14 protein-coding genes are annotated in these 11193 nt (G+C 58.6%); 2 read left to right on the plus strand and 12 right to left on the minus strand.

The genetic code is table 11. The annotated features are described in order from the left end of the window. Positions 1 to 19 precede the first annotated feature (19 nt). The 5 genes from SLH47_RS13445 to tkt form a co-directional block, all read right to left on the minus strand. Complete coding sequence (locus SLH47_RS13445) at positions 20 to 178, minus strand: hypothetical protein (protein WP_320240066.1); 159 nt, start codon at positions 176 to 178, stop codon at positions 20 to 22. A 183-nt stretch (positions 179 to 361) separates the two neighbouring features. Further along, positions 362 to 1363, minus strand: coding sequence for a type I glyceraldehyde-3-phosphate dehydrogenase (gene gap / locus SLH47_RS13450; RefSeq protein ID WP_320240067.1), 1002 nt, complete (start codon positions 1361 to 1363; stop codon positions 362 to 364). A 56-nt stretch (positions 1364 to 1419) separates the two neighbouring features. After that, positions 1420 to 1563 carry a hypothetical protein gene (locus tag SLH47_RS13455; RefSeq protein ID WP_320240068.1) on the minus strand — a complete coding sequence of 48 codons (144 nt, stop codon included), beginning with the start codon at positions 1561 to 1563 and terminating at the stop codon, positions 1420 to 1422. A gap of 63 nt (positions 1564 to 1626) precedes the next feature. Beyond that, entirely contained in the window at positions 1627 to 2628 is a 1002-nt protein-coding gene (gene gap / locus SLH47_RS13460; RefSeq protein WP_320240069.1) for a type I glyceraldehyde-3-phosphate dehydrogenase, read from the minus strand. A 273-nt stretch (positions 2629 to 2901) separates the two neighbouring features. Further along, entirely contained in the window at positions 2902 to 4920 is a 2019-nt protein-coding gene (gene tkt, locus SLH47_RS13465) for a transketolase (RefSeq protein ID WP_320240070.1), read from the minus strand. Between the two features lie 253 nt (positions 4921 to 5173). Here tkt and SLH47_RS13470 point away from each other — a divergent pair, with 253 nt between their 5' ends. After that, positions 5174 to 5638: a hypothetical protein gene (locus SLH47_RS13470; RefSeq protein WP_320240071.1), complete on the plus strand. Its 465-nt coding sequence runs from the start codon at positions 5174 to 5176 to the stop codon at positions 5636 to 5638. Beyond that, complete coding sequence (locus SLH47_RS13475; RefSeq protein ID WP_320240072.1) at positions 5625 to 6023, plus strand: cell division protein ZapA; 399 nt, start codon at positions 5625 to 5627, stop codon at positions 6021 to 6023. Before SLH47_RS13470 ends, SLH47_RS13475 begins: the two co-directional genes overlap by 14 nt. Before the next feature lie 17 nt (positions 6024 to 6040). Here the strand turns inward: SLH47_RS13475 and SLH47_RS13480 are convergent, their stop codons facing one another. The 7 genes from SLH47_RS13480 to SLH47_RS13510 all read right to left on the minus strand — a co-directional run bounded on the left by SLH47_RS13480 (position 6041) and on the right by SLH47_RS13510 (position 11145). After that, the gene (locus tag SLH47_RS13480; protein ID WP_320240073.1) at positions 6041 to 6208 is read right to left on the minus strand and encodes a hypothetical protein; all 168 of its coding nucleotides are present in this window, start codon (positions 6206 to 6208) and stop codon (positions 6041 to 6043) included. Positions 6209 to 6213: 5 nt separating this feature from the next. Then, positions 6214 to 6573 (minus strand): Grx4 family monothiol glutaredoxin, encoded by a 360-nt coding sequence (grxD, locus tag SLH47_RS13485; protein WP_320240074.1) that lies wholly within the window; start codon positions 6571 to 6573, stop codon positions 6214 to 6216. Then, positions 6570 to 6827 (minus strand): hypothetical protein, encoded by a 258-nt coding sequence (locus tag SLH47_RS13490; protein WP_320240075.1) that lies wholly within the window; start codon positions 6825 to 6827, stop codon positions 6570 to 6572. Before SLH47_RS13490 ends, grxD begins: the two co-directional genes overlap by 4 nt. After that, positions 6824 to 7054, minus strand: coding sequence for a BolA/IbaG family iron-sulfur metabolism protein (locus tag SLH47_RS13495; protein WP_320240076.1), 231 nt, complete (start codon positions 7052 to 7054; stop codon positions 6824 to 6826). The genes SLH47_RS13490 and SLH47_RS13495 overlap by 4 nt, the downstream gene beginning before the upstream one ends. 101 nt (positions 7055 to 7155) lie before the next feature. Further along, positions 7156 to 9315 carry a phosphoribosylformylglycinamidine synthase subunit PurL gene (purL, locus tag SLH47_RS13500; RefSeq protein WP_320240077.1) on the minus strand — a complete coding sequence of 720 codons (2160 nt, stop codon included), beginning with the start codon at positions 9313 to 9315 and terminating at the stop codon, positions 7156 to 7158. Between the two features lie 254 nt (positions 9316 to 9569). After that, a complete protein-coding gene (locus SLH47_RS13505) occupies positions 9570 to 10067 on the minus strand; it encodes a hypothetical protein (RefSeq protein ID WP_320240078.1) in 498 nt (165 codons plus the stop codon). A 178-nt stretch (positions 10068 to 10245) separates the two neighbouring features. Then, entirely contained in the window at positions 10246 to 11145 is a 900-nt protein-coding gene (locus SLH47_RS13510) for a LysR family transcriptional regulator (RefSeq protein ID WP_320240079.1), read from the minus strand. Positions 11146 to 11193: the final 48 nt, after the last annotated feature.

The following is an 11193-nucleotide window of genomic DNA, read 5'->3' on the forward strand; positions in this document are numbered from 1 at the left end:
TTTCATGTTCGGCAGTTACTTAGCCGTAGATCGCCTTGTTGGCTACTTTGGCAGCGTCTTCGCGGAACATGCCCAGATCGATGGCGGTCTCGACCGGCATATTGCTCAGTTCGCGCTTCAAGCGGCTATAGGCGACACGCTTTTCAAATGCGGCGAATACGGTGTTCAGTACAGTCATGTGCGTGCTCCTTTCTAAAGTCATCGCTTTTGTTGTCTCGACCATCATGTAGTCATGCTGCGGCGCAGAACAATTGACCTTTAGCGCTAACCGATATGCACGCCATGCATGGCAATTTTTCAGTTCTGCACGAAAAAAAGCCGATCCTTGCGGACCGGCTTTTGCTTGCAGAGGTAGGGTGGTCTAGATCAGTTTGCCCATCGCAACAGCGGTATCTGCCATGCGGTTGGAGAAGCCCCATTCGTTGTCATACCACGACAGGATGCGCACCATGTTCCCGTCCAGAACCTTGGTCTGGTCCAGATGGAAGATGGAGGAATGTGGGTCGTGATTGAAATCGGAACTGACCATCGGCAGGTCGGTATAGGCGAGTACCTCGGCCATGTCGCCATCTGCAGCAGCAACAACGGCGGCGTTGATTTCTTCGACCGATGTTGCGCGGGATGCTTCGAATGTCAGGTCAACAACCGAAACGTTCGGGGTGGGCACGCGGATAGCCACACCATCAAGTTTCCCATTGAGCTCCGGCAGCACGAGGCCCACGGCCTTTGCGGCCCCCGTCGATGTCGGGATCATTGACAAGGCTGCCGCACGGGCGCGGTAGAGGTCCTTGTGCATCGTGTCCAGCGTTGGCTGGTCGCCGGTGTAGCTGTGGATGGTGGTCATGAACCCTTTGGAAATGCCCACAGCGTCGTTCAGTACCTTGGCAACCGGGGCAAGGCAGTTGGTTGTGCAGGAGGCGTTCGACACGATAAGGTCATCGCCGGTCAAAACACTGTCGTTTACGCCATAAACGATTGTTTTGTCTGCATTCTTGCCGGGGGCAGAGATCAGGACACGGCTTGAACCATTGTCCAGATGGGCCTGGCAAGCCTCTTTACTGTTGAAGACACCGGTACATTCCAGAACCACGTCAACGTCCGCCCAAGGCAGTTCGGCTGGATTGCGTAGCGCTGTGACTTCCATGGGGCCACGGCCCACATCAATGGTCGTTTCAGTTGTGATCACTGTACCGGGAAAGCGGCCATGAACAGAATCAAACCGCATCAAGTGTGCGTTGGTTTCAACCGGGCCGAGGTCGTTGATTGCGACAACCTCGATATCCGTGCGCCCGCTTTCGATAATCGCGCGTAGTACATTGCGGCCAATGCGGCCAAATCCGTTGATTGCGACTTTGACGGCCATTCCATGTCCTCCTGCGGCACTATGTTGGCGCTAACATTGCGATTTACACCAAAAGGTCAACGCCAAATGGCGATGTACTCGATCAGATCGAGGAGTTTTCGCAGAAGGAACGTGCTCATATCCCACTCAAATTGGGTGTAATCCACTGCAAAAAACGCAAGGATGATCAGCCCCAAAAAAATGGCGATAGTGTTGGTCATGATGCTCGTCTAGCGAGCCGGGCCCCGAATGGCAAAGGCAATGACCACGAAGGGTAAACGGCGCTAGTGCAGACGGCCCATCGTCGCGGCGACGTCGGCCATGCGCGCAGAGAAGCCCCATTCATTGTCATACCAGGCGAGCACACGGACCGTTTTGCCGCCCACAACCTTGGTCTGGTCAGGGGCGAAGATGCAGCTTTGCGTCGTGTGGTTGAAATCGATGCTCACCTTAGCCTCATCATCATAGGCCATGACCATGCCCATATAGCCTGCCGCTGCTTCGGCAACGACTGCGTTGACGTCGGCAGCGGTGACGGTTTTGCCCGCTTCGAATGTCAGATCCACAGCGCTGACATTGGGGGTGGGGACGCGGATGGCGGTGCCGTCGAGCTTACCGGAGAGCTCTGGTAGCACCTCGCCTAGTGCCTTGGCGGCCCCGGTCGATGTGGGGATCATCGCCATCGCGGCAGAGCGGGCGCGGTAGAGGTCCTTATGGCGCCGGTCGAGCGTCGGCTGGTCGCCGGTATAGGAATGGATCGTTGTCATGATCCCGCGTTCGATGCCAATCGCATCGTTCAGAACCTTGGCCAAAGGGGCGAGGCAATTGGTGGTGCAGGACCCGTTTGAGACAAGACGCTCCGTCGCGGCCAGATCGCGGTGATTGACGCCGTAGACCACGGTGCGGTCCACGTTTTTGGCAGGCGCCGAGATCAGAACCTTTTTCGTGCCCCGGTCCAGATGCACTGCCGATTTTTCGCCGTCATTGAACTTGCCGGTGCATTCGAGGACCACATCGACACCGTCCCAGTCAAGCTCTGCCGGTTCATAGGTTGACATCACGTTGATCGGCCCGCGCCCCAGATCGAGCGTGTTGCCGTCCACCGTCACAGGGTGGCCGAAACGGCCATGGACGCTGTCATATTTCAGAAGATGGGCGTTTGTCTCAATCGGACCGGTCGCGTTGATTTTGACAACCTGCACGTCGTTGCGCGCGGCCTCGGTGATATGCGCCAGCGTGCAGCGCCCGATGCGCCCAAATCCGTTGATCCCGATTGTGACTGTCATTGCGCGCCTCTATCGCCGGTTGCCATATGTCAGCTATAGGGCGGTGTGCCTTTGCATGCCAAGGCGAAAAGTGCATGGTTTCCAGTATGTTAGCGTTAAACCTGCCTGTTGGCGCTAACGGTTTTCGCTAACAGTTTTGGCGCGGGGTTAGGGTGCCAAAATTCTTCGAAGAATTTTGACAAAAGTCTTAGAAGACTTTTGCTGTGGCGCAGATGTGCCGCCATGCGTCTGGCTGTGACCCATGGCGGGTTTGTTCAGTTTTTCGTCGGCACCTTATTTGAGCAGGGACTTCACCTTGTCGGCCGTGGCCTCGGCGGTAATCCCGAACTCTTTAAAGAGCTTTGCCGCAGGTGCCGAGGCGCCAAATCCATGCATGCCGATAAAGCCCGATTTCTCACGCTTGCCGCGCTCGCCAAAAAGCCAGCGGTCCCAGCCAAAGCGGATACCAGCCTCGATTGCGACGCGCACAGGGCCGCCGGGGAGCACGCGTTTGCGATAGGCTTCGTCCTGTGCTTCGAAGAGTTCCCAGCAGGGCATGGAGACAACGCGGGTGCCGATGCCCTCGGCCTGCAGGAGGTCGCGGGCGGCGAGGGCGACGCTGACTTCGGAGCCGGTCGCGAGCAGGATCGCTTGCCGTTTGCCCTCCGCATCCGCCAGCACATAGCCGCCTTGGGCGGTCAGGTTCTTGGTCTTGTGTTCGGTGCGAACCGTGGGCAGGCCCTGGCGTGTCAGACTCAGCACTGTTGGCGTCTTTGCTGAGGTCAGGGCCAGTTCCCAGGCCTCGGCCGTTTCAACCGTGTCGGCAGGGCGGATGACGTTCATGTTGGGCGTGGCACGGAGCATCGCGAGATGTTCGATAGGCTGGTGTGTCGGCCCGTCTTCGCCAAGGCCGATGCTGTCATGGGTCATCACGTAGGTGACTGGTACGCCCATCAGGGCAGAGAGCCGCATCGCGCCGCGCGCATAATCGGTAAAGCACATGAAGGTGCCGCCATAAGGTTTCGCACCGCCATGCAGCGCCATCCCGTTCATGGCCGCCGCCATCCCATGTTCGCGCACACCATAATAGATGTAACGGCCCTTGCGGGTATCGGGGTGGAAGACGCCCAGATCGCTGGTCTTGGTGTTGTTGGAGCCGGTGAGGTCGGCTGAACCGCCGATAGTCTCCTTCATAACCGGATTGATGACTTCAAGCACCATTTCCGAAGATTTGCGTGTGGCCACCTTTGGTTGGCCCTCGCTCACCTGCTTTTTCAAAGCGCGGATGGTGCTGGCGAGCTTCTTCGGTGCATCGCCCGCATATGTCCGGTTGAACTCCGCCTGTTTGTTGGCGGAGAGGGTGGCAAAGCGTGCCTCCCATTCCTTGCGGGTTGCTTCGCCGCGGGCGCCGATGGCCTCCCATTGCTTTTTGACGTCTGGGTCGACTTCGAAATCGCCCATGGGGGCGCCGTAGGCCTCTTTCGCGGCTTTCAGTTGATCCTTATCGGTCAAAGCGCCGTGACCCTTGGAGGTGTCCTGTGCCGCGTGACCCAAAGCGATATGGGTTTTGCAGGCGATCATCGACGGGCGCGGGTCTTTCTTGGCCGCCCAGATGGCCGCGTCGATGGCTTCGGGGTCGTGGCCGTCAATGGCCTGAACGTGCCAGCCTGCCGCCTCAAAACGCATGTTCTGGTTGGTGATGTCGGCCATGTCGACCGTGCCGTCGATGGTGATGTTGTTGTTGTCGAAGAAAACAATCAGGTGGCTGAGTTTCTGCATGCCGGCAAGGCCAATCGCCTCGTGGCTGACACCTTCCATCAGGCAGCCGTCCCCGGCCATCACATAGGTGTAATGGTCGATGATCTTTTTGCCCCAGGTCGCGCGCTGGATTTCCTCAGCAATCGCGAAACCCACCGAATTGGCGATGCCCTGGCCGAGGGGGCCTGTTGTGGTTTCAATCCCGCGCGCATGGCCGTATTCGGGGTGCCCGGCAGTGCGTGCGCCCCATTGGCGGAAATCCTTGATCTGGCTTAGCGGCATGTCTTCATAGCCGGTCAGATGCATCAGGGAATAGAGCAGCATGGAGCCGTGGCCAGCGGACAGAATGAACCGGTCGCGATCCGGCCAGTCGGGCGTTTTGGGGTCGAAGTTCAGATGTTTCTCAAAAAGAACCGTAGCGACATCGGCCATCCCCATTGGCATGCCGGAATGGCCGGAATTCGCGGCGGCAACAGCGTCCAGCGTGAGCGTGCGAATGGCGGTCGCCTTTTTCCAATGGTCAGGATGGGCGGAGCGGAGAGCGGCAATATCCAAGAGATCTGGTCCTGTTACTAAGTGATCCACGATTGGTTGCCCCGCGTCATATCAGGGTCCATCCCAAGTTCAAGCGCGGCGGCTAAGTCGTTCATTTGGCTGCGATTGCCTGATTTGCGGGGGGCGGGTGGATCGCTTAGGCTAAGGGGCAACAGGCACGATTCGGCCAATGCCGGATCAGACAGGTGGCGGCGCGCGGGCGTCGTGTTTTTAAGAGAGCCAGAAGAAGCCGGGCTTTTGAAAGGACGGGCGGATGAGTGATATCAGTGAGTTGGAAGGCCGGATTACGGCCGCGCTGGACCGGATCAGGCGCGGCATGGAGGCGCAAGGGTCTGGTGGGGACGCTGATCTGCAGACGGCTCTGGATGAAGAACGCGCGGCGAATGCCGCACTCGAAGAACGGGTGCAGCTGTTGAAGGAGCGTCAGGACGGGCAAGTGGCCGCGCTGACCGAGCAGGTCGCGACGCAAAAGGCGCAGATGCAGGCGCTTGATACGGAATTGCAAAGGTTGCGGGCGGCGACTGCGCAGATGCGTGAGATGAATACGCAGTTGCGGCAAGCGGTGACCGAGGGGTTGGCCCCGGAACTGGTTGATGCGGCGGTGGCGGCTGAGATTGAGGCGCTTGAGGCGCAGCGGGCCGCTGATGCAGCGGAGATCACCGCGATCCTGGCGGAGTTGAAACCATTGGTGGAGGAGGGTGCCCATGCCGCAGGTTGAGATTGCGATCGGTGGCCGCAAGTTCGAAGTGGCCTGCCAGGACGGGGAAGAGCATTTCCTGCATTCGGCGGCCGCGATGCTGGATACCGAAGCGGCACATCTGTCCGAACAGATTGGGCGCCTGCCGGAATCGCGGATGTTGCTGATGGCGGGGCTCATGCTGGCCGATAAGACCGCCGGATTGCAGGATAAGGTACGCGAGGCTGAGGCGGAGGCCGCGAAATTGCGGGCGGAACTTGAGACGGTGCAGGGCCAACCTGCGCCTTCGCCGGAGCGGGTCGAAGTCCCTGTTGTCCCCGCAGATGTGACCGACACGCTGGCCGAGATCGCGGCCCGCGCCGAAGCGCTGGCCGATCAGGTTGAGGCTCATCACGGCCAGACTTAGGCTTTATGCGAATTGCCTTAACGTTTGTTTTTGCGGCCAACGCGCATATTCGCGTCGTCATTCAACATGATAAGATCTCTGAGCGGAAGAAGTACCGGGTAGAGCAGTTTTATCAGCAGAAAGATGACCGGCAAAATAAGAAGACCGGTCAACCTTGCCGCGAGAAAAACTACGGCTTCGGTCATGCCAATTAAGCGTTAGCTTCGCGGATCTTGTCTGCGGCATCCTTGTCAAAACTGACGCCGTTTTCTGCGAACAGCGTGTCCAACTCGCCCGACAGCGTCATTTCTGTGATGATGTCGCAGCCGCCGACAAATTCGCCCTTCACATAAAGCTGCGGAATTGTGGGCCAGTCGGAGTAATCCTTGATGCCCTGGCGGATGTCATCGTCGGCGAGCACGTTGATGTCGTGATACTCGACCCCCATGAAGTTCAGCACGCCCGCCACGCGGGACGAGAACCCGCATTGTGGCATGGATTTCGTGCCTTTCATGAAAAGGACGACGTCGTTTTCGGTGACGGTTTCTTTGATTTGGTCTTGGGCTGTCATTTCTTTCGATCCGTTTTTGTGGGCGCAAAGAATTTCGCGTAATCTTGAGGGTTTTGAGGCACACGCCACGCGCGTGACCTGGTATTCTCCCTTGAAGCATAATTGGCATGCATGACGTGATAGCCGTCGCCGGGGTCGCTGCCACGGTTTTGTTTCGGGTGGTACCGCCGGCGTTTCTCGCCAAGAATTATGGCGGCAACGCCAATCACCAATGCGAAGCCACTCAGGATCAATGTCCACATCTCGAGGCTCATTCCGGTGCCTTCGTCGTCAACGCCAGCGCATGCAACTCACCGCTATCGATCTTGGGTTTCACCACGGCCATCACCGCGCGCTGTTGCTGGACGCGGTTCATGCCGCGAAAGCTTTCATCGACCACCATGCCTTGAAAATGCGCGCCATCGTCGCCTTCGATCTGTATTTTTGCATTGGGAAAGCTCTCGCGCAGGAGTGTCTCGATTTCGTGGGCGGTGATGGGCATGCGAGTCCTCGTTTGTTACGCTTAAGCTATGTCTGCCGGGGCCGGTGGACAAGTAGGGAGCCTCCGGCGGGAGTATTTTTGACGAGATGATAGGTGTGCCTTTAGGCGAGTGCCGCGGCGAAGCTTTTGCGGAAGATGTCGGTGAGTTCCGCCAATGGCGCGCTTTGGCTACCGAAGGTGACCATCTCGCCGCAGACTTTGCCGACCATGGTGAGTGTCACGCCCTCCATATTGGCGGCGACCATTAGCGCTTCGGCCTGATCGAAATTGCACGCGATGAGGTAGCGTGCCTGGTCTTCACCAAAGAGGGTGGGGGTGTCTTCGACGTCCAGCGAAAGGCCGACGCCCGCCTCTTCGGCAAGTTCAAAGGCGGCGAGGGCGAGGCCGCCATCGCTGAGATCGGTGCAGGCGCGGATGAAGGCGAAATATTTGCGGATGAAATCGCCGTTCTTGCGCTCAGTCTCAAGATCAACGGGTGGCGCGTCACCTTCAGCGCGCCCATAGACCTCGGCCAGCAGGGCAGATTGACCCAGATGGCCCGTCGTTTCGCCGAGCAGGAGCAGGACATGCCCTTCGCGGATCTGGCCGGTGATCATGTGATCGGGGTTCGCGATCAGGCCGACTGCGCCAATGGTTGGCGTGGGCAGGATCGCGGCACCATCGGTTTCGTTATAAAGCGAGACATTGCCGGAGACGATGGGCATGTCGAGCGCCTTGACGGCCTCGCCAATGCCTTGGATGGCGCCTACGAATTGCCCCATGATTTCGGGCTTTTCGGGGTTGCCGAAATTCATGTTGTCGGTTGTGGCGAGCGGTGTGGCCCCGACTGCGGTGAGGTTCCGGTAAGCCTCGGCCACGGCCTGTTTGCCACCCATCACAGGGTTCGCTTTGACATAGCGTGGGGTCACGTCGCTGGTGAAGGCGAGGGCCTTGTCGGTGCCGTGGACCCGGACGATGCCGCTGCCTGCGCCGGGCGCACGGGCCGTGTCGGCCATGACCTGGCTGTCATATTGTTCGTAAACCCATTGCTTGCCTGCGTAGTTGGGGCTGCTGATAAGCGCCTTCAGCCCGTCAATCGGATGCACGCCGGGGATGTCGCCGAGCGGCTCTTGCGCCGGTGTTGGTTCCCATGGCCGGTCGTATTCGGGGGCGGAGCCGGAGAGGGTGGCGAGGGGCAGGTCGGCTTTGGTCTCGCCCTTGTGTTCGACGATGAAGCGGTCTTCGGCGATGGTTTCGCCCACAATGGCAAAGTCGAGGTCCCATTTTTCGAAGACGGCGCGGGCCTCGGCCTCTAATTCAGGCTTGAGGACCATGAGCATGCGTTCCTGGCTTTCCGACAGCATCATCTCATAGGCGGTCATGTTGTCTTCGCGCTGGGGCACTGCGTCCAGGGTCAGTTTGACACCAAGCCCGCCCTTGTCGCCCATCTCAACGGCTGAGCAGGTGAGGCCAGCGGCGCCCATGTCCTGTATGGAGATTACGGCGCCGGTGGCCATCAATTCTAAGGTGGCTTCCATCAAGCGTTTTTCGGTGAAAGGGTCGCCGACCTGTACGGTGGGGCGCTTTTCCTCAATCGTGTCGTCAAATTCGGCGCTGGCCATGGTGGCACCACCCACACCGTCGCGGCCTGTCTTGGCGCCAAGGTAAACGACCGGCATGCCGATGCCTGAGGCGACGGAATAGAAGATCTTATCCGCATCGGCGAGACCTGCGGCGAAGGCGTTCACAAGGCAGTTGCCGTTGTAGGCGGGGTCGAAGCGGACTTCGCCACCGACCGTGGGCACGCCGAAACAATTGCCGTAGCCGCCGATGCCGGCGACCACGCCATTGACCAGCTGTTTGGTCTTGGGGTGAGCGGGTTCGCCGAAGCTGAGCGAATTCATCGCTGCGATAGGGCGTGCGCCCATAGTGAAGACATCGCGCAGGATGCCGCCCACGCCGGTCGCCGCACCTTGGTACGGTTCGATATAGCTGGGGTGGTTGTGGCTTTCCATCTTGAAAACAACGGCCTGCCCGTCACCGATATCGACCACACCCGCATTTTCGCCGGGCCCGCAGATGACCTGCGGCCCCTCGGTATGGAGCGTCCGCAGCCATTTCTTCGAGGATTTATAGGAACAATGTTCGTTCCACATGGCCGAAAAGATGCCGAGTTCTGTAAAACTGGGTTCGCGCCCGATGATCTGCAGGATCTGCTTATATTCACTGGGGCTGAGCCCATGTGCGGCGATCAGATCATCGGTGATAGCTGGCTCTTGCATGTCGTCCCCTTCGGCAGTTGCGGCCTTTTAGCGGGGCGGGCGAGAGGGGGGAAGCGGCATTTACGCAGAAAAAAGCCGGGCGCGAGGCCCGGCGAAGTCCAACAGGGAGGTGAAGGTGATGAGCGCTCACGCATCACTACCTTCGATTGTGCAGATAGGGTGCGTTTTTTGACCATTCAAGAAAAAATCGAACTCAACAAACGCAAACCCGCTATGTGTTGCGCGCATGGCTCAGTCAAATCAGGGCTTTCGGGCTAAAAATCCGCGACATCGAATGTCAGCCCAAAAACGATAATGGCGTCGGCTTGGGCCTTACCCGAGGCTGGGCGCGCCAGACCGCGACCGGGCATAATCTGCACAAAAGCCGGACCGCATTCGGCATGGACGCCACCGATAGGTATCCAGCCATTGTGGCTGTGAGGCGATATGTCAGACCGGTCGCCATAGTGCGCGGTTCCAAGAAACCCGGCAACGCCGCAGCTGTCATTCCTCCAGACATCGCGGGAGAGTGTGAAGAACGGGGCCACGTCTTCAAAGCTGTTTTTGACGGCGCCAGCGGTGAAATCGACCCAAGTCGTGTCCCATGTCAGCGCGAGACCGGGGTTGATTTCATTGAGGTTGGAGTTCGGGTTTGATCCGACATGTTCGGAGCCGAGGGGGACGCGGACATGATCCGGGCTCCAGTTGCTTGCGGTGGCGGGAGTTGCCGATGCAAGTGTTAACATCAGTGCTGCAAGTTTAAGAAAATTCATCGTTAACGTCCTCTGAACACAACATTTTCGCCCCGGGAAATGCACGTTTCCCAAGCGGTACTGATTGCCGATTTCGGTATTTGACCGATCGCTGCGGCTTGGATGTTATGTAGCAGAGCCCGCCCGGGCGTGGCTACGAATTGTTAAGACTTTGGTAAACATGTTGGGGGGGAGCGCCTTAACCAGCCTCGCGCATTCTCTTGCGATGGGCGAAGATCTCATCCTGCACGAAATCACGGAATGCGCTGATCCGTTTTGATTGCCGCAACTCTTCTGGATAGGCGAGGAAGACGGGCACCTCGCCGCTTTCGAGATTTGGCAGGACGCGGACGAGATCGGGGAAATCCTCGGTGACATAATCAGGCAGCACACCGACGCCGATATTGTTCAGGATGCCCTGCAGGACGCCAAAATAATTGTTCACCGTAAAGAGGTTGGGGATGTCATACGTGAGCAGGTGCTGCACGAGCGTCGCCCCTGCAGCGACCTGGATCGAGTTGAGCCTTTGGCAGATCAGCCGGTGATTGCTGATCTCTTCGATATCGGTGATCTGGCCGTTCTTCTCCAGATATTCCTGTGATGCATAAAGGCGCATGCGCACCGACATCAGCCGTTTGCGGATCAGGTCGGCCTGGCTGGGCTCTTTCATGCGGATGGCTACGTCGGCCTCGCGCATGGGCAGGTCAAGCACGCGTTCTTCGAGCATCAGGTCGATCTTGAGGTCCGGGTATTGTTCGTAAAGCTTGGGCAGGCGCGGGGCGAGCCAGAGCGTGCCGAAGCCGGTTGTTGTGGTGACGCGGAGTTCGCCGAACACTTCCTCTTCGCTGTCGCGAATGCGAGCGCTTGCGGCTTCCAGCCGTTTGTTCATCGACTTGGTGGCGTCGAACAGAAGCTCACCCTGTTCGGTCAGGATCAGCCCGCGGGCATGGCGGTGAAAGAGGGTGGTGTTGAGTGATTCTTCCAAAGCACGGATTTGCCGGGACACGGCGGATTGCGATAAGTGCAGTGTATCGCCTGCATGGGTCAGCGATCCGGCATCGGCGACGGCGTGAAATATTCTTAGTTTGTCCCAGTCCATTCTGCCCCGCCATCAACGTTGTTATCGCTCACATTATCAGATCATTAC

This window comes from Cognatiyoonia sp. IB215182 (assembly GCF_033963905.1).
In the GTDB taxonomy this organism is placed as follows: Bacteria; Pseudomonadota; Alphaproteobacteria; order Rhodobacterales; family Rhodobacteraceae; genus Yoonia.

Coding starts and splice junctions, on each gene's coding strand:
- grxD (WP_320240074.1), bottom strand. CDS start 6,573: ATGACAGCCCAAGACCAAATCAAAGAAACCGTCACCGAAAACGACGTC.
- SLH47_RS13505 (WP_320240078.1), bottom strand. CDS start 10,067: ATGAATTTTCTTAAACTTGCAGCACTGATGTTAACACTTGCATCGGCA.
- SLH47_RS13475 (WP_320240072.1), top strand. CDS start 5,625: ATGCCGCAGGTTGAGATTGCGATCGGTGGCCGCAAGTTCGAAGTGGCC.
- SLH47_RS13490 (WP_320240075.1), bottom strand. CDS start 6,827: ATGAGCCTCGAGATGTGGACATTGATCCTGAGTGGCTTCGCATTGGTG.
- gap (WP_320240067.1), bottom strand. CDS start 1,363: ATGGCCGTCAAAGTCGCAATCAACGGATTTGGCCGCATTGGCCGCAAT.
- purL (WP_320240077.1), bottom strand. CDS start 9,315: ATGCAAGAGCCAGCTATCACCGATGATCTGATCGCCGCACATGGGCTC.
- SLH47_RS13480 (WP_320240073.1), bottom strand. CDS start 6,208: ATGACCGAAGCCGTAGTTTTTCTCGCGGCAAGGTTGACCGGTCTTCTT.
- SLH47_RS13455 (WP_320240068.1), bottom strand. CDS start 1,563: ATGACCAACACTATCGCCATTTTTTTGGGGCTGATCATCCTTGCGTTT.
- SLH47_RS13495 (WP_320240076.1), bottom strand. CDS start 7,054: ATGCCCATCACCGCCCACGAAATCGAGACACTCCTGCGCGAGAGCTTT.
- SLH47_RS13445 (WP_320240066.1), bottom strand. CDS start 178: ATGACTGTACTGAACACCGTATTCGCCGCATTTGAAAAGCGTGTCGCC.
- gap (WP_320240069.1), bottom strand. CDS start 2,628: ATGACAGTCACAATCGGGATCAACGGATTTGGGCGCATCGGGCGCTGC.
- SLH47_RS13510 (WP_320240079.1), bottom strand. CDS start 11,145: ATGGACTGGGACAAACTAAGAATATTTCACGCCGTCGCCGATGCCGGA.
- SLH47_RS13470 (WP_320240071.1), top strand. CDS start 5,174: ATGAGTGATATCAGTGAGTTGGAAGGCCGGATTACGGCCGCGCTGGAC.